The organism is Bradyrhizobium sp. T-1, from assembly GCF_053592855.1.
Window position 1 is genome coordinate 3,443,396 of sequence record NZ_CM132115.1, and the last position, 17,514, is coordinate 3,460,909.

Sequence of the window (17,514 nt, forward strand, 5' to 3'; positions counted from 1 at the left end):
CCAATTTGTGGTCAGTAGCCGTCCCGCGCTTTTCGCGCGACGAATATCCAGTCCTGAAGGCCAGGCTATGAGCGGTGACGTCAGTGACGGCTGGGCCGCCTCCGCGTCTGCATGGATTGTCGAGCAGGGCGAGCACGGCGACTATGGCCGCCGTTTCGTGCTGGATGCACCGATGCGGGCGCGTGTCGAAGGCCGCGGTTTCCGCAATGCGCTCGATGTCGGCTGTGGGGAAGGGCGCTTCTGCCGCGTCATGCAGCGCGCTGGCATCCGCACCACCGGCATCGATCCGACCGAGGCGCTGCTCGCGCGTGCCAGGGAGCTCGACCCTGATGGCGATTACCGGCTCGGCCGTGCCGAGACGATGGAGGTCGAAGCGGAGTTCGATCTCGTCGTCAGCTATCTCAGCCTGATCGACATGCCCGATCTCGCCGCGGCGATCGGCAAAATGGCGGCGGCGCTGAGGCTGGGCGGCACGCTGCTGATCGCCAATCTGACCAGCTTCAACACCGCGGGCCAGCCCGACGGCTGGACGCGTGACGGCAACGGCGCCCCGCGCTTCGCCATCGACCACTACATGGACGAGCGGCCGATCTGGGTCAGCTGGAGCGGCATCCGTGTCCAGAACTGGCATCGTCCGCTCAGCACCTATATGACGCTGCTGCTCGATCACGGCCTCCAGCTGCGCTTGTTCGCCGAACCGCAGCCCACAGTCGGCAATCCCGACAGAATTGCCTATCATCGACGCGTGCCCTTCTTCCTCATCATGGAGTGGCAGAAGCCGGCTTGAGGCAGGAGGCTGATGATGTCGGACGCGACGCCACGTCTGTATGGTGAGCCGCGACGGAATCTTGACGCGAGTCCCATCCGATGATCGCCCATCGTCCCGCCGTGCTCGCCCATGAACGGTTCATTGCCGACCGCGAGAATTTTGCCGGTCTCGATCTCGCTGCGCGCTTCGAGCGGATCGAGCGGACGAATTTGTGGGGAGCTGCAACCTCGGTCTCGGGCCTCGGCTCGGAAAATCGCGCCACTGCTGCGATCCGCGAAGCGTTGCCCGGCTTGTTGCAGCGGCTCGGCGTGCGTTCGCTGCTCGATGCGCCCTGTGGCGATGCCGGTTGGATCGGCAGCATGAAGGCCGGCGTCGAGTATACCGGGATCGACATCGTGCCGTCGCTGATCGCGGCCAACACGGCGCGCGCGGCGCGGGGCGAAGTGCGTGGCCGCTTTCTCGTTGCCGACGTCACGCGCGATCCGCTGCCGAGGTGCGACGTGATCCTGTGCCGCGATTGCCTCGTGCATCTGAGCTTTCAGAACATCGTGCGCGCCATTGCCCGCTTTCGCGCGAGCGGCGCGCAATTCCTGCTGGCCACGACGTTTCCCGAGTGGGACGACAATCGCGATTGCGAGGACGGCGACTGGCGCGCGCTCAACATGACGATGCCGCCGTTCAACTGGCCGTCGCCGCGGGAGCTGATCAACGAACGCTGCGACGAGGGCGACGGCGGCTGGCGCGACAAGAGCCTCGGGCTCTGGCGGCTGGATGAATTGCCTGATGTTGGCGCCGAGCCCGTCTGACGGGCCGCTCGGTCGTCATCGCCGCGAACTTTTCGAGCAGTCGAAGCATGTGTGGGGCGAGATCGGCGCGACAGTCGTCGAGCATCTGCACACATGGCAGTGTGCGAGGGCTTCAAGCTAAGAATGCGCATTTAAGTGCTGGAGGCGATGGGGCATTAAAGGCTGTATAATTTTTTGATCTTGTTGTTGATTTTTACGGTGAGGGGCGTCGGCGCCGTCATGCCAAAAAGGCATTGCCTGAATAAGAAAGTAAGCGTAGCCTAATATCAATTAAATAAAATTAAATGGAGGAAGTGAATGAAGGTTCAAAAACTTCTCACCATAGCTATCGGCGCCCTCGCGATTGCCGGGCTTGGCTCAATCTCAGGGGCGCACGCTGCTCCGATGGTCACCTACACTTGGACAACGACGAGCCAGGGTTTTGGCCCGCATTTGGGCCAGCCGTCCCTCGCCACCTTCGATGTCCCATTGAGCGACGTGCTCGCGGGCCTGATTCCGATGCTCGATGTGACCAATATCCAGGTAGCCTATCCCGGAATAACGTTGAACACTTTCACCGTCAGCGCGACGGGATTCGATTTTGCGGCCTACGTAAATCCCGCGAACGGGCAGTTTGTTTTCCACGACAATAATCAGGGTTTCGCGATTTTTGCTTCCGACAGCAGCGATCCGAATTTTAGCACGTTTGTGTCGATCCTCGCCGACAATCCGGTCTCGGGCGCCGTGAAAGATCAGTATAACGCACTCAACCACGGTGCGCCCTATGCCGGCTTCCCGACCGCCGGACACTGGACCGCAAGCTTCCCGGTGGTTGCGGCTGTGCCTGAGCCTTCCACTTGGGCAATGATGATGCTTGGGTTCGCGGGCGTGGGCTTCATGGCTTATCGCCGCAAATCAAGATCGGTACTGACGGTCAGCTGATCCGACGGGCATCAGCATCAGATCGAGGAGCGCCGTTGAGCGGCCCTTCTTCGTGAGGGGTGCCGTCGGGCGGCCTCGATGTGTGTAGTGAGGCCGGCTGAAGTAGCACATTGGTGCCGGCTGAGGGGATTGAACCCCCGACCTTCGGTTTACAAAACCGCTGCTCTACCGCTGAGCTAAGCCGGCGACGCCCTTGAGGGTGCGGGCAGGGGCCGGCATGCGCCGGGCTGCCCGCCCGCGCGTCGCAATACCAGACCTGGTTGGAAAGTGCCAGAACCCGCGCGCCCTCGTGGGCATGAAACAGGCGGCCCTGGAGGCCGCCTGTTCGCGCGAATGCCGGTTAAATTGGCCTACTGGCAGATGTGCCGGCGGCCGTCGCCACCCTTGAACCAGGTCCCTGGCGTACAGACAAAGCCGTTGCGCTCGGCGTAGCTGCGGGTGTCCCAGCCGCGATTATCCCAGGAGTTATCGTAGGCGTAGCTGTTGTCCATGGCGCGGAACGGGGCGGTTGCAATCGCACCAGCGGTGCCGATCGCGGCGCCGGCGACATCGCCCGCAACATCAGTCGGCCAGAATCCGGTGTGGGTCCTGTTCCAGTCGCCGTTGCTCTGGCGGTAGCTCACCCGGTGATGGCGATAGCCGTTGGCTCCGAGGTTTTGGCAGTTGACGTTGGAGGGTTGCGCTGCGCAGCGGCTGGAATTGGTGACGGCCGTTTGTGCCATTGCGGAGCCGGTCACCATGGTCGCCGCAATCGCGGCAGCGCCGAGGAGCTTCATCTTCGTCATTAGGTGTCTCCCTTCGAATTGACGGGGACTAAATGTCGTGAGCGGAGGTGGTTCCGAAGGAACAGCTGATTTTCCGCAGGCCTCGGTCAAACGGCCGTGAGCAATCTGGAACTGAGGTGTGGCCGTTAACGCTTCGCTAGTGCGCGTCGCTGCATTTGAGCAGCGCGCGCTCCTTACGCGTTAGGCTTACCGGAATTTGGTGAGCTGTCCTTAACCCTCTCTCCGCTGCGATCCGATAGGTTGTGTTCCAGACAACCGAGATCCTTCCATGCGCGCATCCGCGCTTGCAGCCTTTCTGATCGGACTGCCTGCGACGGCCTTTGCCGGCGGCGGTTTCGATATCGTCGTGCCCGGCCGTCCCGGCGTGCCCATCATCATCAACAATATCGATGCGTCCTACACCGTCGTCGAAGGTGTCTGGGGCCTGGGCAAGAACGTCCAGGTGCAGCCCACGATCTATGGCGGACGTTACGTAGCCGAACGTCAGCCCTCCGATGTCGGCCATTATTATCCCAGCATGGGCCTGCAGCCCGGCTATGGCCGCCTCGAAGTCGAGCCGCCTGCGAACCGGAAATTGCCGCAGCCGGCAGAGGGTTATCACCAGAGCTGGGGCGCCTCGTCTGCACCGTTGCCGCCGCAGATGGACGTGCCGCTCAATCCGCCGCCGGTGATCCTCGCGCCGGAAATCAACGACCATCCGCGGCGCCCGCCACCACGGCCGCATACAGAAATGCCCGGCAAGCCGCCGGGTTAGAAAACGTCAAAATCCAAAAGACGGAAATCAACAGGAGAGAGTAATGCGTCAAATGATTTCGGGACTGGTCGCGGCGGCTGCCGTGATGTTCGTGGGCAGCGTGCCCGCCATGGCCTGCGGCTTCAACCCGTGCCAGCCGGTTGCGCCGGTCTATTCCGGCTGCAACACCGGTTGTGGCGGTTACGGCTACGGCGCCGGTTATGGCTATGAGCGCCTCGCCGAGCCGACCACGCAGTATTACTACGTCAACCAGGGCCCGACCTACACCGGTCCGGGCGCTTTCGCACCGACCCCGACCTACCAGGAAGACGCGGTCGTCGCGCCCGCCAATTATGGCTACGGCTATGGCTATCGCGCGGCTGCCTATCATCACCGGCCGTACTACCGTCCGTATCGCTACGGCTACGGCCCGCGTTACGGCTATCTGCCGCGCACGCATTACGGCTATGCCCCGCGCTATGGTTACGCCCATCGCTACGCGCCCGCGCCGTATTACGGCGGCCACCGCGTGCTGCGCCGCTACTACTGATCTCTGATCGGTTGAGCTGATGAAGCGCCCGTCCGCGCAATGCGGACGGGCGCTTTGTTTTGTCTCCAAAACAACCCCATGCACAGTAGCCGCGGACAGCGAAATCAAGGACTTGAAGCGCAGCGAGATCGAGATGAGTGATCATCGCGCATCGGCTCGTTGTTCCGGTCCGATTTTTTCCAAAAACCAGAAATTTGCTTGACCCGTCGGGCAAAACAGGCGCACGATGGCATCGTCGGGATGTGCGCGGCGACGCCTAGAGTCTTATCCGTTCCGATGGAATCGAAACGGGGCTCTAGATTCTTGTTTGACGCGTTTTCTTGACGCGAACCGGAATCCACGTCGCTCGAAAAACGCTCTACCGCTTCATCAAGCCAAGCCGGCTCGCGCCAACATAGAGCGAGAGCGCGGCGGCATTCGAAACGTTGAGGCTCTTGATCTCGCCGGGCATGTCGAGCCGCGCCACGACGCTGCAGGTCTCGCGGGTCAATTGCCGCAGACCCTTGCCTTCGGCGCCCAGCACCAGCGCGAGCGGCTCGCGCAGCGCGACGTCGGAAAGGTCCTCGCTGCCTTCGCTGTCCAGACCAACAGTCTGGAAGCCGCCGTCGTTCAGCTCGTTCAGTGCGCGGGCGAGATTCTGCACACTGATCATCGGCACCAGCTCCAGCGCGCCGGAGGCCGCCTTGGCGAGCACGCCGGTCGCTTCCGGGCTGTGGCGCGCGGTGGTGACGATCGCCTTCACCGCGAACGCCGCGGCGGAGCGCAGGATCGCGCCGACATTGTGCGGATCGGTGATCTGGTCGAGCACCAGCACGATGCCTTCCAGGGCCAAATCCTCGATGTCGGGCGAGGGCAGGGGATCGGCCTCCGCGAGCAGGCCCTGATGCACGGCGTCGGGCGACAGCAGGCGGTCGATCTCCTGGGGGCGGACGATCTCGGGCGCGATGCGGGTTTCGATGTTCTCGTCTGCCAGGCGCCGGGCGGCGTTCTCGGTCAGCGTCAGCTTGCGGATCCGGCGCTGCGGGTTGGCGAGCGCCATGGTAACGGTGTGCCAGCCATAGAGGATGACGGGCCCGTCGGGGTGCGAATCGCGGTCGCGCCAGGCCGGCCGGCCGGCTGATTTCCCGGGCCTGTTGAAAGGCTTAGCCCCGCCGCGGGAGCCTCTCGGGGAGAATTTTTTGTCCTTCATGGGCTTGCTTGTGTCACGGGTCCCGGAATATGGCAATTTGGGTGGCTTCGAGCGCGATTTTAGCTGTTCGCCTCGGTTGACTTTGCCCCACCGCTTCGCCCATAAACGCGCCCGGTCGCGCCCCCATCCGGGCTGTCGCGGCCTTCACGTTCCATGGCCGTCTTCGGTCCGCCGGCAAGGTCCGGCCCGATTGTGCTGCCGTCGAGCGGGGGAGTGTCCCGAGTGGCAAAGGGAGCTGACTGTAAATCAGCCGCCTCATGGCTTCGCAGGTTCGAGTCCTGCCTCCCCCACCAGCCTTCGCTCGCTTCGCGAGCTACGGCTGGGCAAGCCAGCCCAAATCTGCGTCACGCGAAGCGAGCGAAGGCTGCCACGCCGTAGCCCGAAGGGCGTAGGCGGGCCATCGCGAAGCGCTACCCCATCATCTCCCGCACCATCGGCACCACCTTTCGCCCGTAGAGCTCGATGCTCTTCATCAGCTTCTCGTGCGGCAGCGGTCCCGCCGAATATTTCAGCTGGAAGCGCGTGATGCCCAGCGCCTTCGCGGTCTTGGCGATCTTGCGCGCGACTGTTTCCGGCGAGCCGACATAGAGCGAGCCGTGCTCGGCCTCGCTGACGAACTCGTCACGGCCCATCGGCGGCCAGCCGCGCTCGCGGCCGATGCGATCGCGCATGGCCTTGTAGTCGGGCCACAGCGCCTCGCGCGCCTGCTCATCGGTTTCGGCGACGTAGCCGGGGGAGTGCACGCCGATCGGCTGCGCGGGACGGCCAAACTCCTTGAAGGCGCGGTGATAGAGATCGACGTAGGGCGCAAAGCGCTCGGGATCGCCGCCGATGATAGCGAGCATCAGGGGCAAATCGTAGTGCGCGGCGCGCACCACCGATTGCGGGCTGCCGCCGACCCCGATCCAGGTCTTCAGCGTGCCGTTCGCGACCGGCGGATAGACCAGCTGATCGTTCAGTGGCGGGCGCAGCTTGCCTTGCCACGTCACCGGTTTCTGCGACAGCAGTGCGGCGAACAGGTCGAGCTTCTCCTCGAACAGCTCTTCGTATTTGCGCAGGTCGAAGCCGAACAGCGGGAAAGACTCCGTGAACGACCCGCGGCCGAGGATCACCTCGGCCCGCCCGTTCGAGAGCGCATCCAGCGTGGCGAAGCGCTGGAACACGCGGATCGGATCGTCCGAGCTCAACACCGTGACCGCCGAGCCGAGATGGATGCGCCTGGTGCGCGCCGCGATCGCGGCGAGCACGGTCTCGGGCGAGGAGATCGCGAAATCGGCGCGGTGGTGTTCGCCGAGCCCAATGAAGTCGAGGCCGAGCTCATCGGCCAGCACCGCCTCCTCGACGACGTTGCGGATCACCTCGGCATGCGGAAGCATGTTGCCGGCGGCGTCCCTGGTGACGTCGCCAAAGGTATCCAGTCCGAATTGAAGCGGTGCGGTCATCGATCAGGTCTCTGTGGGAGGATCGGCCAGAGTTAATGGACCGCGGCCAAGCGACAAGGCTGCTTTCGGAAATGCTCGGTTTCCGTTTGCTCGATCTACCGCCACATCCCCCGCATCCGCGCCCCGATGTCGATCTTCGGTCCTTGCGCGGCGGTGCGGGCCGCGCCCGCGGCGGCCTTCGGCCAGGCGGTGCGGTCGAACAGATAGACCAGTTGCTCCGGGATGAAGCGGGTGCGCGAGGCGTAGACGTGGCGGTCGCCCTTGGTGGCCTGGCCGTGGACGAAGAAGCGCTGCGGCACCACGAGATGCAGATCGTCCTTGGCGCGGGTCATCGCGACATAGAGCAGGCGGCGCTCTTCCTCGAGCTCGGCGCTGGTGCCTGCGCCGAGATCCGATGGCATGCAGCCGTCGACGACGTTGAGCACGAACACGGATTTCCACTCCTGGCCCTTGGCGGAGTGGATGGTGGAGAGGATCAGATAGTCCTCGTCACGGAGCGGGGGACCGGATTTGTCGCTGGTCGCATCCGGCGGATCGAGCGTGAGCTCGGTCAAAAATTTCTCGCGCGAGGAATAGCCGCTCGCGATCTGCTCGAGTTGCATCAGGTCGGCGCGGCGTGTTTCGGAATCCTCGTGGATGCGATCGAGATGCGGCTCGTACCAGAGACGGGCGCGCTCGAGGTCCGCCGGCCATTCCGAATAGCGCAGATTCTCGACGGTGCGGACGAAGTCGGTCCAGTCGTCACCCGTGCGGGACGGGGTCGGAAGCTGGCCGAGCGCGTGCAGCGGATCGGTGCTCTCGGCCATCTGGTCCAGCACGCGCTGTGCGGTCGCGGGGCCGATGCCGGGCAAAAGATGCAGGATGCGGAAGCCGGCGACGCGGTCGCGCGGGTTTTCGGCAAAGCGCAGCAGGGCCAGCATGTCCTTGACGTGCGCGGCATCGAGGAACTTCAGTCCGCCGAATTTCACGAAGGGAATGTTGCGGCGGGTGAGCTCGATCTCGAGCGGGCCCGAATGCGAGGAGGTGCGGAACAGCACCGCCTGTTGCTTGAGCAGCGCGCCTTGCTCGCGATTTGCCAGCACCTGCTCGACGATGTAGCGCGCCTGGTCAGCCTCGTCATGCACGGTGACGAGCTGCGGCTTCTGCCCGGAGCTGCGGTCGGTCCAGAGGTTCTTGGTGAAGCGCTCGCGTGCGAGACCGATGACGCCATTGGCCGCCGCCAGCACGGCTTGCGTCGAGCGGTAATTGCGGTCGAGCGTGATGAGCTCGGCGCGCGGCGAGAAGCTCTGCGGGAAGTCCAGGATGTTGCGAACGGTGGCGGCGCGGAACGAATAGATCGACTGCGCATCGTCGCCGACGACGGTGAGCCCGCGTCCGTCGGGCTTCAGCGCCAGCAGGATCGAGGATTGCAGGCGGTTGGTGTCCTGATATTCGTCGACCAGCACATGATCGAAGCGACCGCCGATCTCGTCCGCGATCAGCGCATCGCTCATCATCTGCGACCAGTACAGCAGGAGATCGTCGTAATCTAGGACGTGCTGGGCCTGCTTGGCCTCGACATAGGCTGCAAACAGTCCTTTCAGCTCGGCCGCCCAGCCAGCGCACCAGGGATAGTGCGCCCCGAGCACCTTCTCGATCTCCATCTCGGCATTGACGCAGCGGGAGTAGATCGACAGGCACGTGCCCTTGGCCGGAAAGCGGCTCTCGGTCTTGGACAGGCCGCACTCGTGCCGCACCAGGTTCATCAGGTCGGCCGAATCCTCGCGGTCGTGGATGGTGAAGGCGGGATCGACGCCGATCCGTTCGGCATATTCGCGCAGGAGACGTGCGCCGATGCCGTGAAAGGTGCCGGCCCAGGTGAGGGCGTCGCGCATGATCGCGGCGTTGTTCTCGCCCAGCACTTTTCGGGCGATGCGTTCCACGCGTCCGGCCATCTCGGCCGCGGCGCGGCGGGAAAACGTCATCAACAGGATCCGGCGCGGATCGGCGCCCGCGACGATCAGATGCGCGACACGGTGGGCAAGCGTGTTGGTCTTGCCGGAGCCGGCGCCGGCAATGACGAGCAGGGGGGCGCCCACGGTCGCGCCATCGGCCACGCCATGCTCCACGGCGCGGCGCTGCTCCGCATTGAGCGTGTCCAGATAGGTCGTCACGAATCGCCCCGGTGAAACCGGCAGGATCAACGATCCCCGGGCGAATCGCAATGCGGCTGGACGGAACCGGATTTAACACCTAGGGAAAACATGGCCCAAAGTTCCAGCCCCAAAAGTGCGCCGGCATGACTGAGCCCAAGCCCGACCAGTTCGAGATGCGACGGTTGGAATCGCTCAGCAACACCATTTTTGGTGTCGCGATGACATTACTCGCCTACGACCTGCCCAAGGCGACGGTGTTCACCAGCGCGCCCGACTGGAGCGATCTCGCGCAGGCTTACTCCGGCAAGCTAGCGGGTTTTGCGCTCAGCTTCATCATCGCGGGCCTGTTCTGGATCAGTCATCACCGCCGGCTCGCGCGTCAGCCTGTCGGCAGTCGTGGCGTGGTGATCCTCAATCTGTTCTTCCTGCTTTCGATCGTGCTGCTGCCGGTGACCAACGGGCTCTACACCAATTATGCCATGAGCAGCGCCGTTGCCGTGCTCTACGGCCTGCACCTCACCGCGATTGCAGGTCTCAATGCCTGGCTGTGGTGGACGATCCTGGGCGGCCGGCGGCGTGAGACCATGGCCTCGCTGTTTCCGCTGCTCGTATTCATTCCGGGCACGATCGTGGCGGCATTCGCGCCGCACGTCGCGCCGTTCCTGTGGTTCATTGCCTTCGGCGGGCTCCTGATCCGGCGCTTTTACGGGACACCGGGCGAGCAGGATGCGTAGACCACGTGCTTATTTGCCCGTCTTTGTCGCGCCGAACCCATCGGCCGGCACGTAAAGCTTGACCGGTCGGATTTCGTAGACCGCCGACGGATTGACCTCGCGCAGCTTCCGCGCCGCCGCGATTGCCTCGTCATCCGTGTCGTATTCGACGAGGTGAAAGCCCAAAAGCTGCTCCTTGGTCTCGGCAAACGGCCCGTCCAGCACGATGCCCGCGTCGGGGCCACGCAAGGTGTGCGCCTTTCTCGTGTCGTCCAGACGAGCGGCCGGCCCAAGGTGTCCGCTTGCCCTGAGGGGCGCCTGCACCTCGATGACCTTCGCCACGACCGCGGCGTCCTCTTGCGGCGTCCACGACAAAAGCTCGTTCTCCACGTGGTAGGCCAGGATCGCGTAAAGCATCTTCACCTCGTTTGTTTTTGGGCGCGCAGCCCGAAGGACGTATGACCGCCGCGGATACCGACAATCCCGGAGACTAAAATATTGCATCGCAAATGTGCGATGAAACCGTCCTGAAACCCGATTGCCGCCTTCCGGGATGAACGCCGTCCGGAGAAGGGGCGACTGATGGCCACAAGAACAGTTGAGGCTCATCGGAGGCGGCAATGTCGGGTCAGACCATCAAGATCATCTGCGATGCGCGGCGGGCAGGGAAGTCGGAGCCCACTGATCTGCACGACCAGGCGGGCCATCACCGCTACTACGGCAGTTCCGTCGAGACTGGCGGCGAGCGCATCGTGGAGAGCCGCCGCGGCAAGCGCCCCTCCGTGTTCGCGATTTTCGGCTTTTGAGTTTCGCCGGGCGAAACGGCGCGCAAGAATGAATGTCCTGCAATTTGCGATCGCAGCGCTGCCGTTCCTGCTCTCGCTCGCCAGCCGAACCGGCAAGGCGATCGCACCCTGCCTGCTCACGAGCATCCTCACCGTGCTCCTGGGCGGTGACCCCCACCGGGCGGTCGTGGCCTGGTGCGTCGGCGTGCTGATCGCCGCCGTCGCCGTGCGGGAGCGGCTGCGCACGCTCCGAGCCGGCCCTGTCAGGGTGCGCTCAGAACCTGTTTGACGAGGGTCTCGCGCAGCGCCGCCAGTTCGCCGCTCGCTTCCATCTGCGCGATCACTTGTCCAACCTTCGGCACGAGGTCGCGGTGGCGCTCGTGCAGGTAATGATAGATGCGGATGCGCTCGAGCGGCGGGGAGAGCGGATAAATCCTGGCCTGCAGATTGAGCTTGCGAACGGCGACCAGTCCGCTGAAGAGGTCGGTGACCATCACGTCGAAACGATCGGCATCGAGCATCTTGATCATGCTCTCGAGGCTCGTGGTCGCGGTGACGTGGTCCATGCCGCGCGTGCCTGCCTCCGACGAGCCGACGCCGCGGACGATGCCGATGCTGTAGTTTCTGATCGAATTCCAGCCGTCCACGTCGAAATGAAGCTTTGTGGCGAACACGGCGGGTTCGATGTAATTGATCGCGGGCGTCACCTGAAGCAGCGTCGGGTATTCGCGCGACAGCGTTCCGATCCGCTGGATTTCGCCGTCCACCTCGCCGGCACTCGACAGCGCCAGCGCCCGCTTGCCGGGGACGTCCTCGAATTCGAGCTTGATGTTCAGCTTGGCATAGACGGCCCGCAGCATCTCGCCGCCGACATATTGATCCGGGATATCGGCGATCCGCGCCAGCCGGATCACCGACTGCGCGTGGGTCGAGCCGGCTGCGAACAGCGACAGGCAGACGACGACTATCCGCCACATGGGGCGCCTCTCTGCTCGGTTCCTGCTACCATTGGGTTTTGGTATCCGCGCGATCTACCGGAGATGGCAAGGGCGCGGAGTCATCATGCTCACTCTTCGCCGGCCACGCAGGCGACTCCGGATTTCACCGGTGTCATTCTAGCATGCGAAGTGGTAGCTTGCGCGAGAATCCTGCTGCTGGGCGCAAGATATGACCCCACCGACCTCAGATCGCCCAAGGGCCGACAGGATTGCTGCGCGCATGGCGTGCTGAGGAAGAATCAAAACCGTCGTGTTGCGCGCGGCTGCGACCGGCAGGCCGAAGAGAGGTGTCGCCATTTTCCGGGACGGGGTGCATGGGCAACGCAGGTGACGAGAATCCCGATCGCAGCCGCGCTGTTGCGCCCGCCGCTGCGAAGCAGGATTTGAGCGGCATCGGAACCGCGTTCACGTCCCCGATGCTGGGGGCGCTGCTGTCGCGGATCTTCAACTGGTCGCGGAGCGGCATCGGGCCGCGCCTGCTGGCCGCCGTGTTGCTGTTCTCCTCGATCGTGACGCTGACATTGACCGCGCTCCAGCTTTATCTGGACTACGATCGCGAAGTCGGCGTGATCGCGACGCGACTCGAGGAGATCGGCCGCAGCACCACGGACAGCCTCGGCGAAAGCCTGTGGAATCTCGACCAGAACCAGCTCAAGCTCCAGCTCGATGGTATCCTGCGATTGCCCGGTATGCGTGCCGCCGAGGTCCGCGAAATTGCCGATCGCCCCAATCCCATCCGTGTCGCCGTCGGCGGCCGAAGCAGCCGCTCGGTCGTGACGCGCGACTATCCCCTGACCACCACCGCGCAGGGCGCCGTGCGCACCATCGGCGTGCTGCATGTCGAGGCGACGCTGAGCGATGTCTATCAGCAATTGCTGAACCGGGCCCTGGTCATCCTGGCAAGCCAGGCAGCAAAGACATTCGTCGTCTCGCTGTTCATCATCTACGTGGTCCACATTCTGGTGACGCGGCATCTGGTCGCCATCGCCGAGTTCGTCAGCAGATACAGTCTGGCGCGACCGACGCCGCCTTTGCATCTGGAGCGGCGACCGTCCTACGATCCCGACGAGCTGGACAAGGTGGTCGACGCGTTCAACGCGATGTGCGTCAACCTCGGTCATGCCTATGGCGAGCTGCGCGAGGCCAATGCGAATCTCGAACGTGATCTGAAGATCCGCCGTCGCGCCGAAGAGGATGCGCGCGCGAGCGAGCAGCGCTTCCGCGACTATGCCGAGACCGCATCCGACTGGTTCTGGGAGACCGGGCCGGATCATCGGTTCACCTACATCTCCGACCGGGTCAGCGCATTCGGCATGGACAAGGCCATGATCGGCAAGCGTCGCACCGATGCCGCCTTCGATCGCGATGCGGAACAAGAGAAATGGCGCGCGCACATGGCGATGCTGGATCGCCACGAACCGTTCCGGAAGTTCGAGTATCGCGGCCGCGATGCGGCGGGACGCCTGCATCATTTCAGCGTCAGCGGCCAGCCGATCTTTGCCGAGGACGGGCGTTTCATGGGCTATCGCGGCTCGGCCACCGATCTCACGGCGCAGCACGAGACCGAGGAGCGGCTTCGCCAGTCCCAGAAAATGGATGCGATCGGCCAGCTCACCGGCGGGGTCGCGCACGACTTCAACAACGTGCTCACCGTCATCACCGGCACCATCGAGATCATTCGGGAAGGGCTTGCAGACCAGCCTGAGCTCGCCGCGATCGCCCAGCTGATCGACGATGCGGCCTCGCGCGGTGCCGAGATCACGTCGCAGCTTCTGACCTTCGCGCGACGCCAGCCGCTGGAGCCGCGCGAGATCGACGTCAACGCTCTTGTGGTCGAGACCGCGAAGCTGTTGCGGCCGATCCTCGGCGAGCATGTCGAGATCGTGACCCGGCTCGCGGATGATGCGTGGCCGGCCATGGCCGATCCGTCGCAGCTTTCGTCGGCGATCGTCAATCTCGCGGTCAATGCGCGTGATGCGATGCCGGATGGCGGCAGGCTCACGCTCGAGACCGCAAACCGGGAGCTCGAAGGCACTGGCGATAGCGATGCAGGCTCCTATGTCATGGTCGCCGTCGCCGACGCCGGCCACGGCATTCCGGCCGACGTCCGCGACCGCGTGTTCGAGCCGTTCTTCACCACCAAGGGGGTCGGCCGTGGCACCGGGCTGGGGCTGAGCATGGTCTACGGCTTCGTCAAGCAGACCGGCGGCACGGTCGCGATCGAGAGCGAGGAGGGCCGCGGCACGGTGGTACGGCTGTTTCTGCCGCGATCAGCGGGCGAGGCGGCGGTGAGGACCGCGCCGGTGCAGGCGCCAGCGCCGGCGCGCGGGCGCGAGACCATCCTCGTGGTCGAGGACGACCCGCTCGTGCAGGGCTATGTCATCGCCCAGCTCGGCAGCCTTGGCTATCGCACCTTGACTGCCGGCGATGGCGCGAGCGCGCTTGCGCTGGTCGACCAGGGCGCGAGCTTCGACCTCCTGTTCACCGACATCATCATGCCCGGCGGCATGAACGGGCGGGAATTGGCCGAGGCGGTGCGGCTCCGCCGGCCGGGCGTGCGGGTGCTCTACACCTCCGGCTATACCGACAACGCCATCGTCCACGAGGGACATCTCGATCCCGGCGTGGCGCTGCTCCGGAAGCCGTACCGAAAGGCTGACCTGTCGCAGAAGATTCGCGAGATGTTCGCCGCCGACGGATCGCTCTGAGCGGTCCGCGTGATGCCGCGAAAAAAAAGGGCCCTGCCAAAGCAAAGGCGCGGCGGGCAGTCGCCCGTCGCGCCCGATTTCTTGCTCGCTGGTCCAGGGCTGAGAGCGCCCCGATGCCAAGCCTTTGATCAAAGCCTAGCGGGCGATCCCAGCGAGGTGACAGCGCTTGAGATAAGACACTGGATCACCTCCTTTCGTTGGTTTCGGGACCCTCAATATAGGGCTAAATCGCCGCGCCGTTAAGGGGGCGTGCCCGGAGGCGGGAACAAGTCCCTCGACGAGGCGGGAAAGACCGGTCCGGAGCAGTTGAGACCGCCGCCCGGCCGTGTTAGGGAGCCCCTGTCGCGGGTGTAGCTCAATGGTAGAGCAGCAGCCTTCCAAGCTGAATACGAGGGTTCGATTCCCTTCACCCGCTCCAATCCCTCCAATGTCTTAGCCGGTCGGGCGCGGCCCGATCCGACGAGCTTCGACAAGCAATTCCCATCTCACCTGATTGCTCGACGATCCCTGCGTGGACAACGGCAGCCCGGGGGCATGGTCGGGTCCCTTATCCTGCCACCCACAGCAAGGAGTTCGTCGCATCCGGATCGGAGTGGCGCTAGTATTGCATGATCGGGCAGACGATGGCGTCTGCGGGAGGTGGCCTGATGAAGATCTGGAACACCGAGGAGTTGCCCGAGCACGAGCAGTTTGCCTATTGGCGCGAGGTGCTCTGCGAGGCCTTTGTTGCGCTGAGACCCGAGCGGCCGCGTGGCCAGAATTCGCGCCGGTTTCCCAGCCGCGTCACGGCCCATCCGCTGTCCACCATCAACGTGACGACGGTTCAGTCGAAGGCCCACCATGTCATCCGGGGGGACTCGGAAATCAGGAAGTCGCCGCACGAGGTTTATTTCGTCAATCTTCAATTGGCCGGCCGATGCCGGTACGAGACGGAAGGCCGCGAAACGATTGTCGGACCGAACGAGTTTGCCGTGGTCGACTCGACCCGGCCTTACTTCCTGGATTTCATCGACGACTGGAACGTGCTCTCGTTTCGCATTCCGCGGCACATGTTGCGGCCGCTGTTGCGGGCGCCCGACTGCTCGACGGGCATCTGCGTGTCCAGCCGTCAGGCGCTCGGTCAGATCACGGTCGACTTTCTGAAGTCCCTTGCCCTGCGCGTCGCGGATCTGCCGCCGGAAGCGCTGGAGCCGCTGGCGGGCGATCTCGTCAATCTGACGGCGCTGTCGCTCGGCGCGACCGAGGAAGTGCGAACGGCGCGGCGTCAATCCGTCCGGCGCGGGCTCCACCTTGCCATCATGAAGTTCGTCGAAACCAATCTGGCCGATCCGCAGCTGTCGGCGACGTCTGTTGCGTCGCATTTTGGAATTTCGATCCGCTATCTTCACAGGCTGTTCGAGGAGAGTGACAAGTCGTTCGGGCAGGTCGTCCTGGAGCGCAGGCTGCTCCGCTGCGCGGACGATCTCGGCGCGTCGGCGGACGGGCGCATTTCCGATGTGGCGTTCCGTTGGGGCTTTGGCGACATCTCGCATTTCAACAAGAGCTTCCGTCAGCGCTTCGGATCCTCGCCGCGCGCTTATCGGCACAGGCAACAGCCGGATTAGCCTCGCTTCCAGAGTGCACTCCAGACCAACTATTTGGTCGCATCTCGCCAAGAATGGTCACGCCCGCAATGTCAGAATTGCGCAGCGGTCATTCCACGGGGAGAAGCGGCCATGGGTATCGATTTCAGGCTCAGCGAAGATCAAATTGCGCTTCGCGACGGCGCGCGCGCGTTTGCAAGAGGAGTGCTCAAGGATGTGCGGCCGACGATCCGGAAATACGCCAAGCCGGATGAACGGTTCTATGCGATCAGGCCGTTTCACAAGCAGGGCGTCGATGCAGGTTTCGTCAAAGGGCTGATCCCGAAGGAGTTCGGCGGCACGGACATCCCGACGCTCGATTTTGCGCTTGCCGCGGAAGAGCTGTGCGTCGTCGACGTCAACGTGCCGAGCGCGATGCTTGGAACCGGGCTGTGCCTCAAGCCCGTCAGCATGTTCGGCACGGAGGAGCAAAAGCGGCGTTTCCTTCCCGACTTCGTCGCGGACGGATCGTTGCTCGGTGCGCTGGCCTTCACCGAGGTGACGGGTGGCGCCAATTTCGATGCGCCAGATCCGCGATTTGGCGTCAAGACCTTCGCGATCAGGGAGGGCGATGATTGGGTCATCAATGGTGAAAAGCACTACACCACGAACGGCACCGGCTGGGACGGCAAGAACTGCCATCTCTATGCGGTGGTCTGCCGAACCGATCCGAACAAGGGCGCTCAGGACTCGCTGGCCGTGATCATGGTCCCCGGCAGCGCGCCAGGGGTGAAGGTGACGGGGCTTCTGGATACGTCGGGGCACCGGGCGACGATTTCCCCGCGCATGACGTTCGAAAACGTGCGCGTTCCCGCCGGCAACATTCTCGGCAAGCCGGGCGACGGCATCGAAATCGTTTCGACGAACTTCGCCTGGACCGCCGCGCTGATCGGCGCGGCCTGCGTCGGCGTGATGCGCGCCGCTTTCGAGCACGCCGTCGAATTCGCCAGGAAGGACGCCCGCTCCGGACCGCACCCGATCATCGAGTATTCGACAGTCGGATACATGCTCGCGGACATGAAAATGAAGATCGAGGCATGCCGCTACATGACCTGGAAAGCCTGCCAGCAATACGATCTGTCCAGGGGCAGGGAGCACGAGCTCGCCGTGATGACAAAGGTGTTCTGCTCCGAGACCTGCGTCGAGGTCGTCTATGATGCGATGCGGCTGGTCGGCGTCGACAGCTATACCGACATGCACCCGCTGGCCGAGTTGATGAATGATGCCATGTGCTTCCCGCTCTACGATGGTGGCAACATGGGCGCACGCCGCAGAAACCTGCACAGCATCATCAAGAGCCCGTCCTACAACTCGCTGACGGCGCCCTATGGGACGTTCGCGGGCTGATCGTTCCTGGC

Annotated in this window: 16 protein-coding genes, 3 tRNA genes and 1 pseudogene; 13 read left to right on the forward strand and 7 right to left on the reverse strand. The window is 63.9% G+C overall.

Translation table 11 applies throughout. The features are described 5' to 3' along the window. Positions 1 to 67: 67 nt before the first annotated feature. The 3 genes and pseudogenes from ACWAT4_RS16445 to ACWAT4_RS16455 all read left to right on the forward strand — a co-directional run. A complete protein-coding gene (locus tag ACWAT4_RS16445) occupies positions 68 to 787 on the forward strand; it encodes a class I SAM-dependent methyltransferase (protein WP_449730929.1) in 720 nt (239 codons plus the stop codon). Between the two features lie 80 nt (positions 788 to 867). Further along, a complete protein-coding gene (locus tag ACWAT4_RS16450) occupies positions 868 to 1,575 on the forward strand; it encodes a class I SAM-dependent methyltransferase (RefSeq protein WP_449730930.1) in 708 nt (235 codons plus the stop codon). Positions 1,576 to 2,391: 816 nt separating this feature from the next. Then, positions 2,392 to 2,496: pseudogene (locus tag ACWAT4_RS16455) on the forward strand (PEPxxWA-CTERM sorting domain-containing protein); the annotation flags it as partial. A 111-nt stretch (positions 2,497 to 2,607) separates the two neighbouring features. On the opposite strand, the gene ACWAT4_RS16460 reads toward ACWAT4_RS16455, so the two are convergent. Both ACWAT4_RS16460 and ACWAT4_RS16465 read right to left on the reverse strand, forming a co-directional pair. Beyond that, positions 2,608 to 2,682, reverse strand: a tRNA-Thr gene (locus ACWAT4_RS16460). Between the two features lie 164 nt (positions 2,683 to 2,846). Next, positions 2,847 to 3,281 (reverse strand): hypothetical protein, encoded by a 435-nt coding sequence (locus ACWAT4_RS16465; RefSeq protein WP_212444286.1) that lies wholly within the window; start codon positions 3,279 to 3,281, stop codon positions 2,847 to 2,849. A gap of 268 nt (positions 3,282 to 3,549) precedes the next feature. Here ACWAT4_RS16465 and ACWAT4_RS16470 point away from each other — a divergent pair, with 268 nt between their 5' ends. Next, entirely contained in the window at positions 3,550 to 4,035 is a 486-nt protein-coding gene (locus ACWAT4_RS16470; protein ID WP_212301646.1) for a hypothetical protein, read from the forward strand. Between the two features lie 43 nt (positions 4,036 to 4,078). After that, positions 4,079 to 4,564, forward strand: a complete 486-nt coding sequence (locus tag ACWAT4_RS16475; RefSeq protein ID WP_449730931.1) for a hypothetical protein — start codon at positions 4,079 to 4,081, stop codon at positions 4,562 to 4,564. A 358-nt stretch (positions 4,565 to 4,922) separates the two neighbouring features. Here ACWAT4_RS16475 and rlmB read toward each other — a convergent pair whose 3' ends face one another. Further along, complete coding sequence (rlmB, locus tag ACWAT4_RS16480; protein WP_212301644.1) at positions 4,923 to 5,753, reverse strand: 23S rRNA (guanosine(2251)-2'-O)-methyltransferase RlmB; 831 nt, start codon at positions 5,751 to 5,753, stop codon at positions 4,923 to 4,925. Positions 5,754 to 5,960: 207 nt separating this feature from the next. On the opposite strand from rlmB, the gene ACWAT4_RS16485 reads away from it, so the two are divergent. Beyond that, positions 5,961 to 6,046: transfer RNA gene (locus ACWAT4_RS16485), tRNA-Tyr, on the forward strand. A gap of 117 nt (positions 6,047 to 6,163) precedes the next feature. Here ACWAT4_RS16485 and ACWAT4_RS16490 read toward each other — a convergent pair. Together ACWAT4_RS16490 and ACWAT4_RS16495 are read right to left on the reverse strand one after the other, a co-directional pair. Then, positions 6,164 to 7,195 (reverse strand): LLM class flavin-dependent oxidoreductase, encoded by a 1,032-nt coding sequence (locus ACWAT4_RS16490; protein WP_449730932.1) that lies wholly within the window; start codon positions 7,193 to 7,195, stop codon positions 6,164 to 6,166. A gap of 95 nt (positions 7,196 to 7,290) precedes the next feature. After that, a complete protein-coding gene (locus ACWAT4_RS16495; RefSeq protein ID WP_449730933.1) occupies positions 7,291 to 9,348 on the reverse strand; it encodes an ATP-dependent helicase in 2,058 nt (685 codons plus the stop codon). Between the two features lie 125 nt (positions 9,349 to 9,473). Here ACWAT4_RS16495 and ACWAT4_RS16500 point away from each other — a divergent pair, with 125 nt between their 5' ends. Then, on the forward strand, positions 9,474 to 10,064 hold the full coding sequence (locus tag ACWAT4_RS16500) for a TMEM175 family protein (protein ID WP_212301641.1): 591 nt from the start codon (positions 9,474 to 9,476) through the stop codon (positions 10,062 to 10,064). 9 nt (positions 10,065 to 10,073) lie between these two features. On the opposite strand, the gene ACWAT4_RS16505 is transcribed toward ACWAT4_RS16500, so the two are convergent. Then, entirely contained in the window at positions 10,074 to 10,460 is a 387-nt protein-coding gene (locus ACWAT4_RS16505; protein WP_449730934.1) for a YciI family protein, read from the reverse strand. Positions 10,461 to 10,663: 203 nt separating this feature from the next. On the opposite strand from ACWAT4_RS16505, the gene ACWAT4_RS16510 reads away from it, so the two are divergent. Further along, positions 10,664 to 10,849 (forward strand): hypothetical protein, encoded by a 186-nt coding sequence (locus ACWAT4_RS16510; RefSeq protein WP_449730935.1) that lies wholly within the window; start codon positions 10,664 to 10,666, stop codon positions 10,847 to 10,849. Positions 10,850 to 10,877: 28 nt separating this feature from the next. Continuing rightward, positions 10,878 to 11,117, forward strand: coding sequence for a hypothetical protein (locus ACWAT4_RS16515; protein WP_449730936.1), 240 nt, complete (start codon positions 10,878 to 10,880; stop codon positions 11,115 to 11,117). Here the strand turns inward: ACWAT4_RS16515 and ACWAT4_RS16520 are convergent. Beyond that, complete coding sequence (locus ACWAT4_RS16520) at positions 11,092 to 11,805, reverse strand: substrate-binding periplasmic protein (RefSeq protein WP_212301637.1); 714 nt, start codon at positions 11,803 to 11,805, stop codon at positions 11,092 to 11,094. The genes ACWAT4_RS16515 and ACWAT4_RS16520 overlap by 26 nt on opposite strands. Before the next feature lie 335 nt (positions 11,806 to 12,140). Between ACWAT4_RS16520 and ACWAT4_RS16525 the strand changes: the two genes are divergently transcribed. The 4 genes from ACWAT4_RS16525 (at position 12,141) to ACWAT4_RS16540 (ending at position 17,503) form a co-directional block, all read left to right on the forward strand. Next, positions 12,141 to 14,534: an ATP-binding protein gene (locus ACWAT4_RS16525; protein WP_212301636.1), complete on the forward strand. Its 2,394-nt coding sequence runs from the start codon at positions 12,141 to 12,143 to the stop codon at positions 14,532 to 14,534. Between the two features lie 344 nt (positions 14,535 to 14,878). Then, a tRNA-Gly gene (locus ACWAT4_RS16530) sits at positions 14,879 to 14,952 on the forward strand. A 229-nt stretch (positions 14,953 to 15,181) separates the two neighbouring features. Next, positions 15,182 to 16,138: a helix-turn-helix domain-containing protein gene (locus ACWAT4_RS16535; RefSeq protein WP_449730937.1), complete on the forward strand. Its 957-nt coding sequence runs from the start codon at positions 15,182 to 15,184 to the stop codon at positions 16,136 to 16,138. 111 nt (positions 16,139 to 16,249) lie between these two features. Next, positions 16,250 to 17,503 carry an acyl-CoA dehydrogenase family protein gene (locus ACWAT4_RS16540; protein WP_212301634.1) on the forward strand — a complete coding sequence of 418 codons (1,254 nt, stop codon included), beginning with the start codon at positions 16,250 to 16,252 and terminating at the stop codon, positions 17,501 to 17,503. The last annotated feature ends 11 nt before the right edge of the window (positions 17,504 to 17,514 follow it).

Excerpts from the sequence above, each read along its gene's own strand:
- ACWAT4_RS16515 (WP_449730936.1), top strand. The coding sequence starts at position 10,878 with ATGAATGTCCTGCAATTTGCGATCGCAGCGCTGCCGTTCCTGCTCTCG.
- ACWAT4_RS16450 (WP_449730930.1), top strand. The coding sequence starts at position 868 with ATGATCGCCCATCGTCCCGCCGTGCTCGCCCATGAACGGTTCATTGCC.
- ACWAT4_RS16520 (WP_212301637.1), bottom strand. The coding sequence starts at position 11,805 with ATGTGGCGGATAGTCGTCGTCTGCCTGTCGCTGTTCGCAGCCGGCTCG.
- ACWAT4_RS16445 (WP_449730929.1), top strand. The coding sequence starts at position 68 with ATGAGCGGTGACGTCAGTGACGGCTGGGCCGCCTCCGCGTCTGCATGG.
- ACWAT4_RS16505 (WP_449730934.1), bottom strand. The coding sequence starts at position 10,460 with ATGCTTTACGCGATCCTGGCCTACCACGTGGAGAACGAGCTTTTGTCG.
- ACWAT4_RS16525 (WP_212301636.1), top strand. The coding sequence starts at position 12,141 with ATGGGCAACGCAGGTGACGAGAATCCCGATCGCAGCCGCGCTGTTGCG.
- ACWAT4_RS16500 (WP_212301641.1), top strand. The coding sequence starts at position 9,474 with ATGACTGAGCCCAAGCCCGACCAGTTCGAGATGCGACGGTTGGAATCG.
- ACWAT4_RS16465 (WP_212444286.1), bottom strand. The coding sequence starts at position 3,281 with ATGACGAAGATGAAGCTCCTCGGCGCTGCCGCGATTGCGGCGACCATG.
- rlmB (WP_212301644.1), bottom strand. The coding sequence starts at position 5,753 with ATGAAGGACAAAAAATTCTCCCCGAGAGGCTCCCGCGGCGGGGCTAAG.
- ACWAT4_RS16540 (WP_212301634.1), top strand. The coding sequence starts at position 16,250 with ATGGGTATCGATTTCAGGCTCAGCGAAGATCAAATTGCGCTTCGCGAC.
- ACWAT4_RS16475 (WP_449730931.1), top strand. The coding sequence starts at position 4,079 with ATGCGTCAAATGATTTCGGGACTGGTCGCGGCGGCTGCCGTGATGTTC.
- ACWAT4_RS16490 (WP_449730932.1), bottom strand. The coding sequence starts at position 7,195 with ATGACCGCACCGCTTCAATTCGGACTGGATACCTTTGGCGACGTCACC.
- ACWAT4_RS16470 (WP_212301646.1), top strand. The coding sequence starts at position 3,550 with ATGCGCGCATCCGCGCTTGCAGCCTTTCTGATCGGACTGCCTGCGACG.
- ACWAT4_RS16510 (WP_449730935.1), top strand. The coding sequence starts at position 10,664 with ATGTCGGGTCAGACCATCAAGATCATCTGCGATGCGCGGCGGGCAGGG.
- ACWAT4_RS16535 (WP_449730937.1), top strand. The coding sequence starts at position 15,182 with ATGAAGATCTGGAACACCGAGGAGTTGCCCGAGCACGAGCAGTTTGCC.